We start from the raw sequence: 18,278 nt of genomic DNA, 5'->3' as shown, positions 1-18,278 counted from the left end.
TCCGCGCGGCGATCAGAGTGCGCGGACCCAGTTGGCCAGGAGTTCGGCGCCGGCGTCTCCGGACTTCTCGGGGTGGAACTGGGTCGCACTGAGCGGACCGTTCTCGACCGCGGCGACGAACCGGTCTCCGGCGTACGACGTCCAGGTGACGGCCGGTGTCACCGAGTCGCGCGTGTCCCGGAGCTCCCACGCGCGGACACCGTAGGAGTGGACGAAGTAGAACCGCTCCTTCTCGATCCCCTGGAACAACGACGTCGCGGCAGGGACATCGACCGTGTTCCACCCCATGTGCGGGACCGGCTCGCCGTTCGCGGGCTGCAACCGCTCGACCACCCCCGGCCACTGGTCGCAGCCCTCGGTCTCGACGCCGTGCTCGATGCCGCGCGCGAACAGGATCTGCATGCCGACGCAGATACCGAGCACCGGGCGGCCACCGCTCAGCCGCCGGTCGACGATCACGTCACCACGGACCGCCTTGAGGCCGGTCATGCAGGCCTCGAAGGCGCCGACGCCGGGGACCAGCAGACCGTCGGCGTTCAGCGCCTCGTTGTAGTCGGACGTGACCGTGACGTCCGCTCCGACCCGTTGCAGCGCGCGCTCCCCCGACCGGATGTTGCCCGATCCGTAGTCGAGTAGCACGACCTTCTTGCTCACAGAGCGCCCTTGGTCGAGGGGATCCCCGGCTGCCGCGGATCCAGCTCGGCGGCCGCCCGCAGCGCCCGGGCGAAGGCCTTGAACTGGGCCTCGACGATGTGGTGCGGGTCGCGGCCGGAGAGCACCCGGATGTGGATGCAGATCGCGGCGTTGAACGCGAGCGTCTCGAACACGTGCTGGGTCAGTGAGCCGGCGTAGTCGCCGCCGATGATCGCGTACACCTGACCGTCCGGCTCGCCGGTGTGCACGCAGTACGGGCGCCCCGACAGGTCGACCGTGCAGTGCACGAGCGCCTCGTCCAGCGGCACGGTCGCGTCGCCGAACCGGCGGATCCCGCGCTTGTCACCCAACGCCTCACGCAGCGCCTGGCCGATGCCGATCGCGGTGTCCTCGACGGTGTGATGCGCGTCGATCTCGAGGTCGCCGACCGTGTTCACGTGCAGGTCGAGCAGCGCGTGCTTGGCCAGCGCGTTGAGCATGTGGTCGTAGAACCCGACGCCGGTGGAGATGTCGGCGCGGCCCTCGCCGTCGATGTTCAACTCGACCAGGACCTTCGACTCGCTGGTCTCCCGATCGATCCGCGCTGTCCGGGTCATGTCAACCTTCCCATGTCTGTCTTCAGGACGCGCTCGAGCGAAGCGCGGAAAGCGGCCATCTCCTCGCTGGTGCCGATCGAGACCCGCAGCCAGCCGTCCGGTCCGGTCTCGCGGATCAGTACGCCGTCGTCCAGCAGCGACTGCCAGACCGCGTGCCGATCGGCGAACGTGCCGAACAGCACGAAGTTCGCGTCCGAGTCGACCGCGCGCAGGCCCAGCGACCGCAGCCAGTCGACCGTCTCATCCCGCTCGATCCGCAACTGCTCGACCCGGCCGAGCAGTTCGTCGGAGTGCCGCAGCGCCGCCCGCGCGACCGCCTGCGTCACCGCGGACAGATGGTACGGCAGCCGGACGATCCGCAGCGCGTCCACCAACTGCTTGCTCGCGGCAAGGTATCCGACCCGGCCGCCGGCCAGCGCGAACGCCTTCGACATCGTCCGCGCCACCGCGAGATTCGGGTACGACGGCAACAGTGTCACCGCACTCGGAGTCCCGGTCCGCCGGAATTCGGCGTACGCCTCGTCGACCACGAGGACGGATCCCATCGCGGCGGTCCGGGCGGCGATCGCCTCGACCACGTCGATCGGCAGCGCCGTACCGGTCGGGTTGTTCGGCGAGGCGAGCAGGACGACGGACGGGTGATGCCGGGAGATCGCGGCCAGTGCCTTGCTCTGGTCGAGCGTGAAGTCCTCGGCCCGGCGGCCGGTGACCCAGGCCGTGTTCGTGTCCCGGGCGTACTCCGGGTACATCGAGTACGTCGGCGCGAAGGAGAGCGCCGTCCGCCCGGGGCCGCCGAAGGCCTGCAGGATGTGCAGCATGACCTCGTTGGACCCGTTGGCCGCCCACACCTGCTCGGCGGTCAGCTGCGCGCCGGACTCCTGGCCCAGGTAGGCCGCGAGATCCGCGCGGAGGTCGAGGAACTCGCGGTCCGGGTAGCGGTTCATGCCGCGGGCGGCCACGGTGACCGCCGCGGCGATGTCGGCGACGGTCTCCTCGCTCGGCGGATACGGGTTCTCGTTGACGTTGAGCAGGATCGGGACGTCGAGTTGCGGGGCGCCGTACGGCTCGAAGCTCTTCAGCTCGTCGCGGATCGGCAGCCCGTCGAAGCGGCCCATCAGTTCGCCCCGGGGAAGCGCACCGACACCGCGGCGCCGTGGGCGGGCAGGTCCTCGGCGTGGGCCAGCGCGACCACGTGGCCGGCGACCTCCTGCAGCGCGTCGCGCGAGTAGTTGATGACGTGCACCGCCTTCAGGAAGCTGCGGACCGACAGGCCGGACGAGTGGCAGGCGCACCCGGCGGTCGGCAGAACGTGGTTGGACCCCGCGCAGTAGTCGCCGAGGGAGACCGGCGACCAGCCGCCGACGAAGATCGCGCCGGCGTTGGTGATCAGGCCGGCCCGCTCCTCGGCGTCCGCGGTCTGGATCTCCAGGTGCTCGGCGGCGTACGCGTCCACGACGGCCGTGCCCTGCTCCAGGTCGTCGACCAGTACGACGGCCGACTGCTGACCTGTCAACGCTTCGGTGACGCGGTCGTGGTGCTTGGTGCGCGCCACTTGCTGCGGCAGCTCAGCCTCGACTGCGGCCGCCAGGGCTTCTGACGGCGTGACCAGCACGCTGGCGGCCATCGGGTCGTGCTCGGCCTGGCTGATCAGGTCGGCGGCGACGTGCTGGGCGTCGGCGGTGTCGTCGGCGAGGATCGCGATCTCGGTCGGGCCCGCCTCGGAGTCGATGCCGACCTCACCGAGCAGGAACCGCTTGGCCGCGACCACGTAGATGTTGCCGGGGCCGGTGATCAGGTTGACCTTGCGGCAGCCCGTGACACCAGCACCGAAGCCGTACGCGAACCCGGCGATCGCCTGCGCGCCACCCATCGCGTACACCTCCTCGATCCCGAGCAGCGCACACACCGCCAACACAGTCGGGTGCGGCAGACCGCCGTACTCCTTCTGTGGTGGGGATGCGACGGCAAGCGACGGCACACCGGCAACCTGGGCGGGTACGACGTTCATCACGACGCTGGACGCCAGTGGCGCCCGACCACCGGGAACGTACAGGCCGACGCGCTGGACCGGGACGAAGCGTTGCGTGACCCGGCCGCCGGGCGCGGGCTCGGAGGCGATGTCGGGGGTGAGCTCGTCCTGGCTGACCTCGCGGACCCGGCGGATCGACTCCTCGAAGGCCGATCGCACCTCGGGGTCGAGCTCCTCCAGCGCCGTCTTCAGCGCGTCGGCCGGGACCCGGATGTCCTCGACCCGGACATGGTCGAACCTCTCGCCGTACTCCCTGATCGCCTCGAGTCCACGATGGCGGACGTCCAGGCAGATCGGTCGGACGACGTCGAGGGCCTTCTCGACGTCGAACACGGCTCGGGGGACGAGGGCGTTCACTTCGGCTTGGAGGTCGGACACCTCTCCGGCCGCCACTCGGCCCCGCAGGTCGACGCGGCGAATCATGGCCTCAGTCTAGTGGTGGCGACCTGCCGAGTTTGCGCCGTATCCACAAGGTGGCAGTCACGAGGCGTGATCAGGACGCGGCATGGCCTAGGCTCGTTGGTATGGACTCCCGCCTACCGCTGCTCACTGTCGAGACGGTGATCTTCCCCGGGCTGGTGCTCCCCATTCCGGTGACCGACGTCCAGGGCCGCGCGGTGGTCCGCGACCTGGTCGAGAACGGTGGCGAACTGGTCTGCGGCGCCCTCGCCGTCCGGGACGGGTACGAGCTGGGTGAGCGGGTGTTCCGGTCGTTGTACGGGACCGGCTGCGCGGCGACGATCTCGGAGATCAGCCTGGACCCGGACGACGACGGCCCGGTGGAGATCACGCTGACCGGCAACCGGCGGTTCAAGGTGGCCGAGCTGGACGGCGGCGGTGACTATCTGGTCGCCGACGTCGAGTGGCTGGACGAGGACCTCGGCGACGATCCGCTGGGTACGGCGACGATCGCCATGGCCCGCTTCCGCCGGTACGCCGAGGCCGTCACCGAGATCAGCCGGCCGGGCCTGCACATTGGTGAGCTGCCCGACGACCCGAGCACGCTGTCGTTCCTGATGTCGGCTGCGATGACGCTGCTCACCCCCGACCGCCAGAAACTCCTCGAAGCCACCGACACCACATCCCGCCTGGTCCAGCTGGTCGGCCTCCTCGACAGCGAGCTCGCCGCGATCGCGGCCCTCCCCTCGCTGCCCGCGACGGACCTCATCAACTGGTCGACGATGTCCCCGAACTGACGCTCGCCTCCGTCGCCAGGTCGATGGCCGCGCCGGCAGACGGCGCTACCGATGTGAATCCCAGAGCGGTATGGTGTTGGTATGAGCAAGCAGATCACTGTGCGGTTGCCGGACGAGCTGGTCGACTTCATGGACCAGCTCGTGGCCACCGACAAGGCGACGAGCCGGGCGTCCGTGGTCGCCCGGGCGATGGAGCGCGAGCGCCGGCGCGAGCTCGCCGCCCGCGACCTCGCCATCCTGACCGAGCACGGCGACTATCCGGATCTCGAGGGCCTCGCCCCCGCGGCCGCCGGCACTGTGCTCACTGACCTCGACTGATGCGTCCGCTCCACATCGCCCGGCTGGACAAGCCGAGGCCGGTCGTGGTCCTGACCCGGGAGCTGATCCGCCCACGTCTCACCAACGTGACGGTCGCCCCGATCACCAGCACCATCCGCGGTCTGTCCACCGAGGTCCTGGTCGGCCCGGACAACGGCCTCGATCACCCGAGCGCCATCTCCTGCGACAACATCCAGACCATCCAGAAGGCCCAACTCGGCCGCCTGATCGGCTACCTCCACCCCGACCAGGAACCAGCCCTCGCCGAAGCCATTGCCTTGGCCTTCGACCTCGAAACCCTCTGACCTACCCAGCACCGCGCCCGGTCGCCGCCGCGGCCATTTCTTGGGATATCCGCACGTGTTGTGCCTTCTCTGCTCGTACAAGAGGGGAGAAGGCTGCACACGAAGGGATATCGCCTCGTGCTCGATGTGTGGGTGATCGTCGGCCGGGCGGGCTGGTCGGAATCGGGGGCGATGTCGGGTGTGGGCAGGGTGGAGGGTGTGGCGAGGCTGGGCCGGGCGGTTCCGGCGGGCTTGTTGTGCGCGGATCGGTTCACGTCTGGTGACCTGGGACAGGTCGTCGCGGGCCGAGACAGGCAATAACGTGTCCCAACCCGCCAGTACGTGTCCCAGGCCCCGGCAGTTGGTCAGCCGCTGGCCCAACCCCATCCCAGGGGACCACCACCCCGCCGGCTGCACGACAGCCCGGCGCCACGCGTCCCCGCCGACCCGGTCCGCCGACCCGGTCCGCCGACCTAGTCCGCCGACCCGGTCCGCCGACCTGGTCCGCCGACCGCGGTCCGCCGACCTGGTCCAACGCGGTCCGCCGACCCGGTCCGACGCGGACTGGGGGTCCGGGATCGCGGTCACTTTGTGCACCAGATCCGTACGGCGACTGCCTCGGCGTACGGATCTGGTGCACAAAGACGATCCTCGCCGTCGAACGGCTCGAACGGGCGCCGCACCGAGTGGTGCTGTCGAGTTGCAGCTCGGCGCTCGGCGGACCAAGTGGTGCGGACGAGTTGCTCGGTCTGGTCAGTGCGTTGGTCGTCCACAGCTCCGATCCACCCCGGGCCGAGGACGGCGCCGGGTAAGGGACTGGATGGCACGGACCCGACCAGGGCACGGAGGTTGGCCGGGTCCGTGGCGCGGATCTGTGTCACTCACCAAGCAGACACCGCCCTGGCCGGTCCCGCTCAGACCTGCGCCGGCGATGACCCGACGGTGGGATTGGTGAGTGCCTCAGGTCCGCACCAGCAACCATCCCGCCAGACCGACACCGACACCGCAAGGACCGCTCACCCACGGAAACGACACAAGAGCCGCAATTCCTTGTCCCAACCCACGGTGCTCCCGGCCCCACCCCACCGCCGGCCCTACCCCACCGGCCCCAGCCCGGCGGTTCCGGTCCCCGCCCGGGTGCTGTGTGTCGGCGCGGACATGTCCCGAGCGTCCCCTTTGGTGGGTTGACGTCCGAGATGGCGGGTTGGCGCCCCGGAATCCGGTACGGCAACCCACCACATGGGACGTCAACCCACCAAATGCCCACGCCGGCCGCCTCCCACCTGGACGAATCGCCGGACGACGACCGCGACCACCCACACATCAAGCCGAAGAGCCGGATAACCCATCGAATGGACGGCCGAGGGGGTTTGGGCGTCAGCCGAGCTTGGAGACGTCGCGTACGGCGCCCTTGTCGGCGCTGGTCGCCATCGCGGCGTACGCCCGGAGGGCCTGGGAGACCTTGCGGTCGCGGGCGCGAGGGGCGTAGACACCGCCGAGGGCCTCGCGACGGGCGGTCAGCTCGGACTCGTCGACCAGCAGTTCGATGGAGCGACCGGGGATGTCGATGCGGATCTGGTCGCCGTCCTGGACGAGTGCGATCGTGCCGCCGGACGCGGCCTCGGGTGAGGCGTGACCGATCGAGAGGCCCGACGTACCGCCGGAGAAGCGGCCGTCGGTGACCAGTGCGCACACCTTGCCCAGACCGCGGCCCTTCAGGAACGACGTCGGGTACAGCATCTCCTGCATACCCGGCCCGCCCTTCGGGCCCTCGTACCGGATCACCACGACGTCACCCGGCTGGACCTGCTTGGCCAGGATCTTCTCGACGGCTTCCTCCTGCGACTCGCACACCACCGCAGGACCCTGGAACGTCCAGATCGACTCGTCCACGCCGGCCGTCTTCACCACGCAGCCGTCGACGGCCAAATTGCCCTTCAGTACGGCGAGCCCGCCGTCCTTGGAGTACGCGTGCTCCAGATCGCGGATGCAGCCGCCAGCCGCGTCCGTGTCCAGCGTCTCCCACTGCTCCGACTGCGAGAACGCGGTGGCCGACCGCTTGCAGCCCGGCGCCGCGTGCCACAGCTCGACGGCGTCCGGCGACGGCGAGCCGCCGCGCAGATCCCACGTCTTCAGCCACTCGTCGATCGAGTCGCTGTGCACGGTGTGGATGTTCTCGTTCAGCAGTCCGGCCCGGTGCAGTTCACCGAGGATCGCCGGGATGCCGCCGGCCCGGTGCACGTCCTCCATGTAGTACGTCCCGCCCGGTGCGACGTTCGGCGCGACCTTCGCCAGGCACGGCACCCGGCGCGACACCGCGTTGATGTCGTCCAGGTCGAACTCGACCTCCGCCTCCTGCGCGGCCGCGAGCAGGTGCAGGATCGTGTTCGTCGATCCGCCCATCGCGATGTCCAGCGCCATCGCGTTCCCGAACGCCTCGCGGGAGGCGATGTTGCGCGGCAGCACGGTCGCGTCGTCGTTGTCGTAGTACCGCTTGGTGATCTGTACGACGGTCTCGCCGGCCTTCTCGTACAGCGCCTTGCGCGCGGTGTGGGTGGCCAGCACCGAGCCGTTGCCCGGCAGCGACAGGCCGATCGCCTCGGTCAGGCAGTTCATCGAGTTCGCGGTGAACATGCCCGAGCACGAGCCGCAGGTCGGGCAGGCGTTCTCCTCGATCCGCAGGATGTCGGCGTCGGAGACGTTCTCGTTGACGGCCTCGGACATCGCGTCGATCAGGTCGAGCTTGCGGACGGTGCCGTCGACCAGCGTGGCCCGGCCGGCCTCCATCGGGCCGCCGGAGACGAACACGGTCGGGATGTTCAGCCGGAGTGCGGCGTTCAGCATGCCCGGGGTGATCTTGTCGCAGTTCGAGATGCACACCAGCGCGTCGGCGCAGTGCGCCTCGACCATGTACTCGACCGAGTCGGCGATCAGATCCCGCGACGGCAGGCTGTAGAGCATGCCGCCGTGACCCATCGCGATCCCGTCGTCGACGGCGATCGTGTTGAACTCGCGCGCGATCCCGCCGGCCGCGTGGATCGCCTCGGACACGATCCGGCCGACCGGCGCGAGGTGGGTGTGGCCCGGGACGAACTCGGTGAAGCTGTTCGCCACCGCGATGATCGGCTTGCCGAAGTCCTCGCGGGCTACCCCGGAGGCCTGCATGAGCGCGCGGGCGCCTGCCATGTTGCGGCCGTGGGTGACAGTACGGGACCTCAGAGCGGGCACGACGACATCTCCTTGCTACGTGGACGACTTGTCTGATGTTGCCACGCCCGTCCGGATGGCGGTACGCGGGTCCCGGATTCTGGAGCGGGTGATTCTGTCCACGGCCGCATCTAGCCTGAGGACATGGCGGGCTTGGAGCACCACACGCGACCGGTGCACCCGGCCCTGCGCCCGTACGTCGGCGATCTCAGCGGCTATGCGTACGACGGTGATCCGCCGGCCCTCCATCGCGGACTCCCGTCGCGGCACCTGACGCTCGTGATCACCCTGGACGAGCCGCTCGGCGTCGCCTGGCCCGGCTCACCCGTCGAGAAGTTCGATGCGCTCGTCGGGGGTCTGCACTCGACCGCTGTCCACGTCGGTGCGACACCCAGCCGGGCCGGTGTGCAGCTGTCACTCACCCCGGCCGCCGCCCGGGTCCTGCTCGGCCTGCCGCCGGTCGAGCTCGCGTCCACAGTGGTCGGGCTCGACGACGTACTCGGGCGGCCGGCTGGCGTGCTCATCGACCAACTGCGGGAGGCGCCGAGCTGGGATGCGCGCTTCGATCTGCTCGAGGGACTGTTCCTCGAGCGATGGGCCGGCGACGCCCCCAAGGTGCGGCCGGAGCTCGGCTGGGCCTGGCAGCGACTGTGCGAGCGTGGCGGGGCGATCGCCGTACAGGAACTCGCGGCCGAGGTCGGCTGGAGCCGGCGGCACCTGACGGATCGGTTCACCGCGGAGTTCGGGCTGGCGCCGAAGGTGGCCGCGCGGGTGCTGCGGTTCGAGCGCACGGTCGGCCGGTTGCGACGGCGGCCGGACACCCGGCTCGCCGACCTGTCCGCCCATTTCGGGTACGCCGACCAGGCGCATCTGACCCGGGAGTTCCGGGCGATCGCCGGCTGCTCACCGCGGCAGTGGATGGTCGAGGAACTCCCAAACGTTCAAGACTTCGTCCCGGCCTGGGCCGCAGAGTCGGAGGCATGAACAGCATGACTGAACAGAAAGCAGTGATCGGGGTCTGGCCTGGACTCCACTACCGAGACGGTCAGGCCGCGCTGAAGTTCCTCACCGAGGGACTCGGCTTCACCCTCATCGCGTCGTACCCCGGCGTGGCCGAGGGATCGGTCGCGCACTCCGAGCTGACCTGGCCGTTCGGTGGCGGCATCATGATGGGTTCGGCGGATGCCAAGTCCGAGCCGGACGAGTTCACCGCGCTGGCGGACCGGACGCAGTCGATCTATCTCGTCCACAACGACCCGGACAGCCTGATCGGCCGCGTGATCGGCGCCGGCGCGGTCGTCGTCCGCGGGCTGAAGGACGAGGACTACGGCTCGCGCGGCTTCACCGTCAAGGACCACGAGGGCAATCTATGGAGCGTCGGGACGTATCGCGGCGAAGTCGCGCAGTAATCCACAGGTTTGCCTTCCGCACCCAGCATCGCCGGGGCGTTCTCACTAGACTCGCGGCGTGACCGAGACAACCGGGCTGCCCGTTTCCGAAGCTGTCGATGTGCTGCGCCGGGTCTTCGGGTACGACGCCTTCCGCGGTGAGCAGGCCGAGATCATCGACACGGTCGTCGCCGGCGGCGACGCGCTGGTGCTGATGCCGACCGGCGGCGGGAAGTCACTGTGCTACCAGATTCCGGCGCTGGTTCGATCCGGTGTCGGCGTGGTGATCTCGCCACTGATCGCGTTGATGCAGGACCAGGTCGACGCGTTGACGGCGCTCGGTGTCCGGGCCGGGTTTCTGAACTCCACACAGGACTTCGAGCAGCGGCGCGAGGTCGAGCAGGCATTCCTGGCCGGCGAGCTGGATCTGCTCTACCTCGCTCCCGAGCGGCTCCGGGTCGAGGCGACGGTCCGACTGCTCGACCAGGGCAAGATCGCGCTGTTCGCGATCGACGAGGCGCACTGTGTCTCGCAGTGGGGCCACGACTTCCGGCCCGACTATCTGATGCTGTCCGAGTTGCACGAGCGATGGCCCGACGTACCGCGGATCGCGCTGACCGCGACGGCGACCGAGGCGACGCACCAGGAGATCGCGACCCGGCTGAAGCTGGGCGACGCGAAGCACTTCGTCGCGAGCTTCGACCGGCCGAACATCCAGTACCGGATCGTCGCGAAGGACAACCCGCAGCGGCAACTGCTCGACCTGCTGCGGACCGAGCACGCCGGGGACGCGGGCATCGTCTATTGCCTGTCCCGCAACAGCGTCGAGAAGACAGCGGCCTTCCTCACGCAGAACGGGATCGAAGCCCTGCCGTACCACGCCGGACTGGACAGCCGGACCCGCGCGGCCAACCAGGCCCGGTTCCTCCGCGAGGACGGCTTGGTGGTGGTCGCGACGATCGCGTTCGGGATGGGGATCGACAAGCCCGACGTACGGTTCGTCGCGCATCTCGATCTGCCGAAGTCGGTCGAGGGCTACTACCAGGAGACCGGCCGCGCCGGGCGGGACGGGCTGCCGTCGACGGCATGGCTTGCCTATGGACTGCAGGATGTCGTCCAGCAGCGGAAGATGATCGACACGTCCGAAGGTGATCTCGCGCATCGTCGCCGGCTCAGCGCACACCTCGACGCGATGCTCGCGTTGTGCGAGACCGTGCAGTGCCGCCGGTCGCAACTGCTCGCGTACTTCGGTCAGCACGGCGACACGTGTGGGAACTGCGACACCTGCCTGACGCCGCCGGAGTCGTGGGACGGGACGATCGCGGCGCAGAAGTTGCTGTCGACGGTGTATCGGCTGCAGCACGAGCGCGGCCAGAAGTTCGGCGCCGGTCAGCTGATCGACATCCTGCTCGGCAAGGAGACGGAGAAGGTCAAGCAGTTCCGGCACGATCAGCTGTCCGTGTTCGGGATCGGGACCGAGCTCAAGGACACCGAGTGGCGCGGCGTGATCCGGCAACTGCTGGCGCTGCGACTGCTCACGGTGGAAGGCGACTACGGCACGCTCGTGCTCACCGAGGAGAGCGGCGAGGTTCTCGGGCGGCGCCGCGAGGTGATGATGCGGCGCGAGCCCGAGCGAACGCGGTCGAAGTCGAGGTCCTCCAGTGCGAAGAAGGCCGCGGCCGACCTGGCTCCCGAGGCCGCACCAGTCTTCGAGCGGTTGCGGGCGTGGCGTGCCGGTGTCGCCAAGGAGCAGGGCGTTCCGGCGTACGTGATCTTCCACGACGCGACGCTGCGGCAGATCGCCACCGACCTCCCCGGCTCGTTGGCCGAGCTCGGCACCATCAGCGGCATCGGTGAGAACAAACTGGCCAAGTACGGCGAGGGCGTCCTGGAGGCACTCGCCGAGCCGGAGTGAAATCCGTCGCGGGTGATGTCGAGTCTGCTCCGGCGCCTTCGACGCGAGGGTAGGAAGCGCGGGCAGGCCGTGCTTCACGGAGTGAAGGAGCAGGCTGATGGCTGCATCGGTGTTGCTGATGTCGATGTCCGTCGACGGGTACATCGCCGGTCCGAACGACGCCCCGGGGAATCCGGGCGGCGACGGCTTCCTGCGGTTGCACGAGTGGTACAAGACCGCGGACGGCGACTTCGGCCGCCCGGAAGGGCCGGCCGAAGTCATCTGGGACGAACTGCACGCGACCGGCGCAGTGCTGGTCGGGCGGCGGACCGCGGAGCAGGTCGACTACTACGGTGGTGATCACCACGGCGTGCCGATCTTCGTGCTCAGTCACCAGCCGGCGCCCTCCGCGGCCGAGAAGTACCCGACGGTGAAGTTCGTGACCGACGGGATCGAGATCGCGATGGCGCAGGCGAAGGCCGCGGCCGGGGACAAGGACGTCCTGGTCCACGGCGCGTACACGGCGCAGAAGGCCCTCGAGGCCGGCGTACTGGACGAGCTCCAGATCGACCAGGTCCCGGTCCTGTTCGGCCGCGGCCTCCGGCTGTTCGACGTACTACCCGCGCAGATCGAGCTGGACGTCGTGCGGGTGATCGACACCCCGACGGCCACTCACCTCCGCTACCGCATCCGCCGCTGAGCACCGCCCTCCCCTGTTCAGTTGAGCAGGGGCTGGAGGGCCTTGGTCAGCTCGGCCATCGCGTGGTCGACGTTCCTGTTGCCGTCGGCAAGGAGCACGCTGACGGAGACCTTCTTCGCCGGGATCACGATCAGGAGGCTGGTGTGGTCCGGGGAGTCACCGCTATGACCGTACGCCGTACCGATGCCGAACAGTTCCGAGAACCGCATCGTCCCCAGTCCGTACTCCCCCTCGCCCTTGGTCATTTCGCTGACGACGCCCGCGGGCAGCACGCGACCGCCGTACAGCTGGTATCCCCACCGCGCGACCGTCGGCGCGTCGGCCGCGAGCCCCCCGTTCGCCGACGAGAGGCTGGCGAACGCGCGGCACGGAAGGTAACCGTCGTTCGCCGGGCCACAGAACTCACTGTCGTCGACCACCACGGGTGGTTGCGGCTTCTCGCCGTCCTGGAAGGCGGCGTGCCGCAGTCCGGCCGGAGCGGCCAGGTCACGCCGGAGCACGGTGGCAAGCGGCTGTCCGGTGACCTTCTCGATGAGCATGCCGAGCAGCACATAGTTGGGATTGCTGTAGCTGAACGGGCTGTTCGGCCGGCCGACCGGCGCTGTGTGGTAGGACAGCGCCTCCTCAGCCGTCCGGTGCTTGCTCGGAGCCGCCTCGATCGCCTTGGTCAGCTGCGCGTAGTCGCCTGGCAGGTAGTCCTGCACACCTGACGTCATCGACAGGTGCTGCCGTACGGTCGCGTTGTTAGCGGTCAGCCGGTGTTTCACGTACGTCGAGAGCGGCTTGTCCAGATCGACCTTCCCAGCCTTGGCGAGCAGCATCACCTCCGCCGCGACGAACGTCTTCGTGATACTTGCGACCCCCATGCTCGTCGCCGGCTTCAACGGGTTACCGCGGACATCCACTCCAGCCGCACCGGACCAGTTCCATCGATCGGTCATGACCGCGGCGGTCGCACCGCGGGACCCCGACGGGTCATCCGGGAACGCGACGATCTTCGCCAGCGCGTCCTGGAGCACCTTGGCCTTCGCCGGCTCGAGCGGCGCCGTCGCCGGGTCGGGGAAGCTGACTGTCGCGGGCGTACTCGATGCCGGATCGGCGCTCGGCTCCTGTCCTCCACCCGAGCACCCCACCAAGGCCAGGACGACCAGCGCCGCGACCGCGGACCTCCCCATCTTCCGATGGTCTCACCACCAGAGCTCAGTCGTCCTGCCGCGGTGTCCAGTCGACGGTGGTGGCGAGGTCGGCGAAGTCGTAGAGCAGGCGGGAGCGGCGGGAAGCGATCCAGGCGAGGGCGACCTTGTTGGTGGCGAGCTCGCTTACCGGTACGACGGCGACGTCGGGTCGCTGGTAGTAACTGGCCACTGACAACGGGATGATCGAGACGCCACGCCCCGCCGCGACATGCTCGAGTTTCTCCTCGACGCTGCGATACGCCGTGACCGGCTTCGGCCGGCCGCGACGCAGTTCGACCGCGATGTCACGCCATTCCGGTACGGCGTCCGGATCCTGCAGCAGGTGTTCGTCCGCGAGATCGGTGATCTCGATCATCGGCTTGCCGGCCAGCCGGTGGTCCGATGGGAGCATCGCGACCCGGGGCTCCTCGAACAACGGGCGGATGCTCAGCCCCTGCTGGTCGATCGGCAGGCGCACGATGCTGACGTCCGCGCGGCCATCGTGCAGGACGTCCACCTGGTCGTCCCAGGTCGTCCGGATCACCTCGACCTCGACGCCGGGATGCGCGGCGGTGAAGGCCCGAACGACCTGTGTCACGGTGACGCCGGGCATGAAGCCGACGGTGAACGTCTTCGGTCCCCGCGCCGCCTGAGCCACCCGCCGGCGTACGGCCTCGGCCGAGGCGAGCAAGGGCCGGGCGTCGTCGAGCAACTGACGACCCGCTGGAGTCAGCTCGGTGGATCGCTTGGTGCGGACGAACAACTGGGCCCTGAGCTCGTCCTCGAGCGCGCGGATCTGCCGGGACACCACCGGCTGGGCGATGTGCAACCGCTCCGCCGCCCGGCCGAAGTGCAGTTCCTCGGCGACAGCGACGAAGTACCTGAGCTTGCGGAGGTCAACGTCCACAATACCTTCAGGGTATTACAGACGTCCGAAGAGGTCTTGGACCCGGCCCGCCGGGCACGCGCATCGTGGAAGGGCAACCCCCACCACGAAAGGCAGTTCCCATGACTTTGCAGGATCAACGCGTCGTCCTTCTCGGCGGTACGTCGGGGATCGGACTCGCGACCGCCCAACTCGCGGCCGGCCAGGGCGCGACCGCGATCGTTGCCTCTAGCAACCCCGAATCCGTCAAGCGCGCGCTGGACACCCTTCCCGCGACCGCATCCGGCGAGGCGGTCGACCTCACTGACGCCGCGGCGGTCAAGGCGTTCTTCGACGGCCTCGACGCGTTCGACCACCTCGTCTACACCGCGGGTGAGTCGCTCACTCTCCTCGACGTCGCATCGATGGACCTGGCCCAGGCTCGCAAGGCGTTCGAGCTCCGCTACTTCGGCGCCCTCGGTGCGGTCAGCGCTGCCGCGTCGAAGATCCGCCCGGGTGGTTCCGTCGTACTGACGAGCGGTGCCGCAGGCGACCGTCCGAACCCGGGCTGGTCGGTGGCGGCCAGCATCTGTGGGGCGGTCGACTCCCTCGTCCGCGCACTCGCCGTGGAGCTGGCACCGCTGCGCGTCAACGCGGTCAAGCCCGGCGTGGTCCGCTCGCCACTGTGGTCGAACATGCCCGTCGAGGACCAGCAAACGCTGTACGACGAGACGTCGCGGCTGCTGCCGGTCGGCCGGGTCGGCGAGGTCACGGACATCGCCGAGGCCTACGTCTACCTGATGAACCAGGGCTACGCGACGGGCACGATCCTCACGGTCGACGGCGGCCACGTCCTCGTCTGACACGGCAGACTGAAGACATGGCACGCATTCTCGTCACCGGATCCGCCGACGGCCTGGGGCACCTGGCTGCCTCCGAGCTCATCGATCAAGGGCACGACGTCGTACTCCATGCCCGCAACCAGGCCCGGGCCGCCGACGCCACCGCCGCACTGCCCAAGGTCTCGGGCGTGCTGATCGGCGATCTCGCGAGTATCGCGGAGACGCGCGGGCTGGCCCGGCAGGCGAACGAGTCAGGGCGGTTCGACGTGGTGATCCACAACGCGGCCGTCGGCTACCAGGAAGCGCGGATCGAGACGGTCGACGGGCTCGAGCACGTGTTCGCGGTCAACGCCTTGGCGCCGTACGTGCTGACCGCCCTGATCGATCGGCCGGACCGGCTGGTCTATCTGAGCTCCGGCATGCACGAGGGTGGTGACGTCGTACTCGATGATTTGCAGTGGACCCGGCGGCGATGGCGTGGGGCGCAGGCGTACTCGGACTCGAAGCTGTACGACGTGATCCTGGCCTTCGCGGCAGCCCGGCTGTGGCCCGAGGTCCGATCGAATGCTGTGGATCCGGGGTGGGTCCCGACCAAGATGGGTGGCCGGGGTGCGCCCGGTGACCTGAGCCAAGGTCACTTGACGCAGGTCTGGCTGGCCACCGCGCCGAGCACACCGAGCGGCGGGTACTACTACCACCTGCAGCCTCACCGGACGCACCCGGCCGCCTCGGATCCCGAGGTGCAGGCGGCCTTCCTGGACGCCTGCGCCTCGCTGACGGGGATCACGATGCCGGGTCATTCCTGAGACACGTAGAGCCTGTTCCCGTCCTGGTCGCGGAGGCTGAACATCGGCGGAACACCCGGCCATTCGAGTAGTTCGCCGGTGTCGATCCCTTCGGCGAGGAAGTGCTTGTGCGCCGCCGGCGCGTCCGGGCTCGACAGCCGGATGCCGGTGTCCACGCCGGCCGGATTCTCCTCCGAGGCCGGCACCAGGGCGATGCTCGTGGCCGCACCGGCCGGCGCGACCACGATCCACCGGCCGCCGAACTGCGGCAGCGGTGCGTCCATCAACAGCTCGAACCCCAGCGTCTCGGTGTAGAACGTGACCGCCCGATCCTGATCGGTGACCGGTACGCCGACGGTCCGAATGCCAGTGAAGTGGTTCATCGTGGTTCTCCTCCTGGGTGAAAAGGTGCTTTCACCCAGGAGGTAGAAGCCGTCCGGCCGATTTCGACATCACCGGCCGAAGAAGTCCTACTTCGCGACGACTCGCAGGGAGAACTCCGCCTGGCCGTCGCCCGTGGAGCGGGCCACGAAACCGCCGGAGCGGAGGGCGGCCAGATCCTTGTCGGAGCTGAACCGCGGGCTGAGCGAGCCGGCCGCCTCGAAGTCGACGTACCCGACCGTCACCGCGCCCTTGGTGTCGGGCAGGGCCTGCTTGAAGTTCTCGGACTGGCCGAGGTTGCCGCCCTTGAGCACCTGCTCGGCGTAGTCCTTGTCGGTGGCGAGGACGAGCGTGTCGTCGTCCTTGGCCGTCTCGATCGGGACGTTGGCCGAACTCCGCTCGTGCAGCAGGGTGGTCAGCTTCTCCACCACCGGCTCGGCCTTGGCCGGGTCGGTCTCCATCCGGGCCGCGATCTTCGGGCCGTTCGCGCTGTCCTTGTCGATCGCGACCGCGAGGTTCTTGCCCAGCAGGCTCTTCAGGTCGTCCGGCAGCGTCAGGCCGGTCTCCTCGCTGATCTGCTCGGTGAGCTGCTTGATGTTGCCGTTGGACGCCTTGTCCATCTGCTGCCACATCGTGTCGACCAGGTTCTCGCCGCCCGACACCGCGACCGCGCCGGCCGTGCTGTCCGGCAGCTTGGTGATCAGGTCACCGGCGTCGGCCGAGTTCACCTTGATGCTCTTGTCGCCCTGCGCGATGCCCTTCAGTTCGACGTACGACGCGTCGAACCGCAGCGCGGCGGCCATGCTCGCGTCGCCGATCCCGCCGAGCGCCGCGGAGTCGACCTTGCCGGAGATCGAGGCGATGCCCTTCATGTCGGCCCAGGCGGACATGAAGCCCTGCTCTCCGAGCTTGTCCATGTCCGAGCTGAACTTGGCGTTCTTGTCCAGCGGGTTGTCCTTGGCGGTGGCGACGGCCTTGTCGACGGTGGTCTGGTCGTCGCCGAGCAGCACGTAGCCGTTGCTGAACGCGCGACCCGGCTTCTTGTCCTCGTTCGCCATCAGCTTGTCGAGGCCCTTGGTGGCCTCGCCCTCGTTCTTCACCTGGACCGCGAGGACGACGACCGGGTCGTCCTTGCCGTCGGCGGGCGGGAGCGCGGCGATGCCGGCGCGTTCACCGAGCCACGGCTTGATGTCCTTGTCGTAGTCGACATCGGCCAGGTCGTTGCCTGCGTACTTCTTGATCTGCTCGAACAGCTTCTGCCGGAGGTCGTCCTTCTCACCGGTCAGGCCGAGCTTGTCCTTGACCGACGGGAACTTCAGCAGGAAGCGGATCGCGGCGACCTTCTGGCCGGCCGACGGGTTCAGGTCGACCCGGGCGTAGGCGACGGCGGTGCCCGGCAGCACGGCGGACGGCTGGTCGCCGCCCTTGAGCTTGCCGTAGGCAAAGATTCCGCCACCCGCGACGACGAGCACCATGGCCAGCGCCGCGATCAGCGGGATCACCTTGCCGCGCTTCTTCTTCGGCTCCGGTTGCCACTGCGGCTGCCCGTATCCAGGCCCCTGCGGCAGCTGCCCACCAACGTGCAACTGCTCGTACGACGCCTGCCCACCGGCCGGTCCGTACGGCGCCTGACCCGGCTGCCCGTACTGCGGCGCACCCTGGCCGTACTGCGGACCGCCCTGGCCGTACTGCGGTCCACCGGGCGGCTGCTGCGGTCCGCCGTACGGCTGACCCTGCTGCGGCTGACCCTGCTGCGCCGGGCGCTGCTGGTAAGCGGGCTGCTGCGGGCCGGGCTGCGGCGGGTACTGCTGCCGACCGGGCTGGGGCCACAGGTTCTGGCCTTGACCCTGCGGCGGGCCAGACGGGTTCTGGGGGTTCTGCGGATCGCCGGCACCCGGGTACTGCGGGGTGGGCGGGGTGTTCTGGTCGGACATATGCTCCCTCGCTGGCCGGTGGCCTCACCC

Annotated in this window: 18 protein-coding genes; 9 read left to right on the top strand and 9 right to left on the bottom strand. The window is 69.1% G+C overall.

Annotated features, from left to right (window positions below; genetic code table 11):
• Nucleotides 1-12: 12 nt before the first annotated feature.
• Genes hisH through hisD form a run of 4 tightly spaced genes read right to left on the bottom strand, consistent with a single transcriptional unit; the run spans nucleotide 13 to nucleotide 3,702 of the window.
• Entirely contained in the window at nucleotides 13-654 is a 642-nt protein-coding gene (gene hisH / locus OG558_RS29525; RefSeq protein WP_405065908.1) for an imidazole glycerol phosphate synthase subunit HisH, read from the bottom strand.
• A complete protein-coding gene (gene hisB, locus OG558_RS29520; RefSeq protein ID WP_329475876.1) occupies nucleotides 651-1,250 on the bottom strand; it encodes an imidazoleglycerol-phosphate dehydratase HisB in 600 nt (199 codons plus the stop codon). Before hisB ends, hisH begins: the two co-directional genes overlap by 4 nt.
• Nucleotides 1,247-2,365, bottom strand: a complete 1,119-nt coding sequence (locus OG558_RS29515; protein ID WP_405065907.1) for a histidinol-phosphate transaminase — start codon at nucleotides 2,363-2,365, stop codon at nucleotides 1,247-1,249. The genes hisB and OG558_RS29515 overlap by 4 nt, the downstream gene beginning before the upstream one ends.
• Nucleotides 2,365-3,702: a histidinol dehydrogenase gene (gene hisD, locus OG558_RS29510; RefSeq protein ID WP_405065906.1), complete on the bottom strand. Its 1,338-nt coding sequence runs from the start codon at nucleotides 3,700-3,702 to the stop codon at nucleotides 2,365-2,367. The genes OG558_RS29515 and hisD overlap by 1 nt, the downstream gene beginning before the upstream one ends.
• Nucleotides 3,703-3,803: 101 nt before the next feature.
• Between hisD and OG558_RS29505 the strand changes: the two genes are divergently transcribed.
• The 3 genes from OG558_RS29505 (at nucleotide 3,804) to OG558_RS29495 (ending at nucleotide 5,098) form a co-directional block, all read left to right on the top strand.
• Complete coding sequence (locus tag OG558_RS29505) at nucleotides 3,804-4,475, top strand: LON peptidase substrate-binding domain-containing protein (protein ID WP_329475873.1); 672 nt, start codon at nucleotides 3,804-3,806, stop codon at nucleotides 4,473-4,475.
• 81 nt (nucleotides 4,476-4,556) lie between these two features.
• Nucleotides 4,557-4,793 (top strand): YlcI/YnfO family protein, encoded by a 237-nt coding sequence (locus OG558_RS29500; RefSeq protein WP_329475872.1) that lies wholly within the window; start codon nucleotides 4,557-4,559, stop codon nucleotides 4,791-4,793.
• Entirely contained in the window at nucleotides 4,793-5,098 is a 306-nt protein-coding gene (locus OG558_RS29495) for a type II toxin-antitoxin system PemK/MazF family toxin (RefSeq protein ID WP_405065905.1), read from the top strand. Before OG558_RS29500 ends, OG558_RS29495 begins: the two co-directional genes overlap by 1 nt.
• Nucleotides 5,099-6,454: 1,356 nt before the next feature.
• On the opposite strand, the gene ilvD is transcribed toward OG558_RS29495, so the two are convergent.
• A complete protein-coding gene (gene ilvD / locus OG558_RS29490; RefSeq protein ID WP_405065904.1) occupies nucleotides 6,455-8,305 on the bottom strand; it encodes a dihydroxy-acid dehydratase in 1,851 nt (616 codons plus the stop codon).
• A gap of 123 nt (nucleotides 8,306-8,428) precedes the next feature.
• On the opposite strand from ilvD, the gene OG558_RS29485 reads away from it, so the two are divergent.
• The 4 genes from OG558_RS29485 (at nucleotide 8,429) to OG558_RS29470 (ending at nucleotide 12,266) form a co-directional block, all read left to right on the top strand.
• Nucleotides 8,429-9,268: a helix-turn-helix domain-containing protein gene (locus OG558_RS29485; RefSeq protein WP_405065903.1), complete on the top strand. Its 840-nt coding sequence runs from the start codon at nucleotides 8,429-8,431 to the stop codon at nucleotides 9,266-9,268.
• A 5-nt stretch (nucleotides 9,269-9,273) separates the two neighbouring features.
• Entirely contained in the window at nucleotides 9,274-9,693 is a 420-nt protein-coding gene (locus tag OG558_RS29480) for a VOC family protein (protein ID WP_405065902.1), read from the top strand.
• A gap of 58 nt (nucleotides 9,694-9,751) precedes the next feature.
• The gene (gene recQ / locus OG558_RS29475; RefSeq protein WP_405065901.1) at nucleotides 9,752-11,587 is read left to right on the top strand and encodes a DNA helicase RecQ; all 1,836 of its coding nucleotides are present in this window, start codon (nucleotides 9,752-9,754) and stop codon (nucleotides 11,585-11,587) included.
• A 97-nt stretch (nucleotides 11,588-11,684) separates the two neighbouring features.
• Nucleotides 11,685-12,266 (top strand): dihydrofolate reductase family protein, encoded by a 582-nt coding sequence (locus OG558_RS29470; protein ID WP_405065900.1) that lies wholly within the window; start codon nucleotides 11,685-11,687, stop codon nucleotides 12,264-12,266.
• Nucleotides 12,267-12,283: 17 nt separating this feature from the next.
• On the opposite strand, the gene OG558_RS29465 is transcribed toward OG558_RS29470, so the two are convergent.
• Together OG558_RS29465 and OG558_RS29460 are read right to left on the bottom strand one after the other, a co-directional pair.
• Nucleotides 12,284-13,441 (bottom strand): serine hydrolase domain-containing protein, encoded by a 1,158-nt coding sequence (locus OG558_RS29465; RefSeq protein WP_405065899.1) that lies wholly within the window; start codon nucleotides 13,439-13,441, stop codon nucleotides 12,284-12,286.
• Between the two features lie 25 nt (nucleotides 13,442-13,466).
• Nucleotides 13,467-14,348, bottom strand: a complete 882-nt coding sequence (locus tag OG558_RS29460; RefSeq protein WP_405065898.1) for a LysR family transcriptional regulator — start codon at nucleotides 14,346-14,348, stop codon at nucleotides 13,467-13,469.
• A 101-nt stretch (nucleotides 14,349-14,449) separates the two neighbouring features.
• Here OG558_RS29460 and OG558_RS29455 point away from each other — a divergent pair, with 101 nt between their 5' ends.
• Nucleotides 14,450-15,169, top strand: a complete 720-nt coding sequence (locus OG558_RS29455; RefSeq protein ID WP_405065897.1) for an SDR family oxidoreductase — start codon at nucleotides 14,450-14,452, stop codon at nucleotides 15,167-15,169.
• 17 nt (nucleotides 15,170-15,186) lie between these two features.
• A complete protein-coding gene (locus OG558_RS29450; protein WP_405065896.1) occupies nucleotides 15,187-15,954 on the top strand; it encodes an SDR family NAD(P)-dependent oxidoreductase in 768 nt (255 codons plus the stop codon).
• Here the strand turns inward: OG558_RS29450 and OG558_RS29445 are convergent.
• Both OG558_RS29445 and OG558_RS29440 read right to left on the bottom strand, forming a co-directional pair.
• Nucleotides 15,945-16,316 carry a VOC family protein gene (locus OG558_RS29445; protein ID WP_405065895.1) on the bottom strand — a complete coding sequence of 124 codons (372 nt, stop codon included), beginning with the start codon at nucleotides 16,314-16,316 and terminating at the stop codon, nucleotides 15,945-15,947. The genes OG558_RS29450 and OG558_RS29445 overlap by 10 nt on opposite strands.
• Nucleotides 16,317-16,403: 87 nt before the next feature.
• Nucleotides 16,404-18,248 carry a DUF3352 domain-containing protein gene (locus tag OG558_RS29440; protein WP_405065894.1) on the bottom strand — a complete coding sequence of 615 codons (1,845 nt, stop codon included), beginning with the start codon at nucleotides 18,246-18,248 and terminating at the stop codon, nucleotides 16,404-16,406.
• Between the last annotated feature and the right edge of the window lie 30 nt (nucleotides 18,249-18,278).

Source organism: Kribbella sp. NBC_01510 (assembly GCF_045040325.1).
In the GTDB taxonomy this organism is placed as follows: domain Bacteria; phylum Actinomycetota; class Actinomycetes; order Propionibacteriales; family Kribbellaceae; genus Kribbella.
This window is presented reverse-complemented; position numbering and strand designations above follow the sequence as displayed.

Bases quoted from the DNA above. Each gene is read 5' to 3' on its own strand.
- hisB (WP_329475876.1), bottom strand. From the start codon at position 1,250: ATGACCCGGACAGCGCGGATCGATCGGGAGACCAGCGAGTCGAAGGTC.
- OG558_RS29515 (WP_405065907.1), bottom strand. From the start codon at position 2,365: ATGGGCCGCTTCGACGGGCTGCCGATCCGCGACGAGCTGAAGAGCTTC.
- hisD (WP_405065906.1), bottom strand. From the start codon at position 3,702: ATGATTCGCCGCGTCGACCTGCGGGGCCGAGTGGCGGCCGGAGAGGTG.
- OG558_RS29505 (WP_329475873.1), top strand. From the start codon at position 3,804: ATGGACTCCCGCCTACCGCTGCTCACTGTCGAGACGGTGATCTTCCCC.
- OG558_RS29500 (WP_329475872.1), top strand. From the start codon at position 4,557: ATGAGCAAGCAGATCACTGTGCGGTTGCCGGACGAGCTGGTCGACTTC.
- OG558_RS29495 (WP_405065905.1), top strand. From the start codon at position 4,793: ATGCGTCCGCTCCACATCGCCCGGCTGGACAAGCCGAGGCCGGTCGTG.
- OG558_RS29485 (WP_405065903.1), top strand. From the start codon at position 8,429: ATGGCGGGCTTGGAGCACCACACGCGACCGGTGCACCCGGCCCTGCGC.
- OG558_RS29480 (WP_405065902.1), top strand. From the start codon at position 9,274: ATGACTGAACAGAAAGCAGTGATCGGGGTCTGGCCTGGACTCCACTAC.
- OG558_RS29470 (WP_405065900.1), top strand. From the start codon at position 11,685: ATGGCTGCATCGGTGTTGCTGATGTCGATGTCCGTCGACGGGTACATC.
- OG558_RS29465 (WP_405065899.1), bottom strand. From the start codon at position 13,441: ATGGGGAGGTCCGCGGTCGCGGCGCTGGTCGTCCTGGCCTTGGTGGGG.
- OG558_RS29455 (WP_405065897.1), top strand. From the start codon at position 14,450: ATGACTTTGCAGGATCAACGCGTCGTCCTTCTCGGCGGTACGTCGGGG.
- OG558_RS29450 (WP_405065896.1), top strand. From the start codon at position 15,187: ATGGCACGCATTCTCGTCACCGGATCCGCCGACGGCCTGGGGCACCTG.
- OG558_RS29445 (WP_405065895.1), bottom strand. From the start codon at position 16,316: ATGAACCACTTCACTGGCATTCGGACCGTCGGCGTACCGGTCACCGAT.
- OG558_RS29440 (WP_405065894.1), bottom strand. From the start codon at position 18,248: ATGTCCGACCAGAACACCCCGCCCACCCCGCAGTACCCGGGTGCCGGC.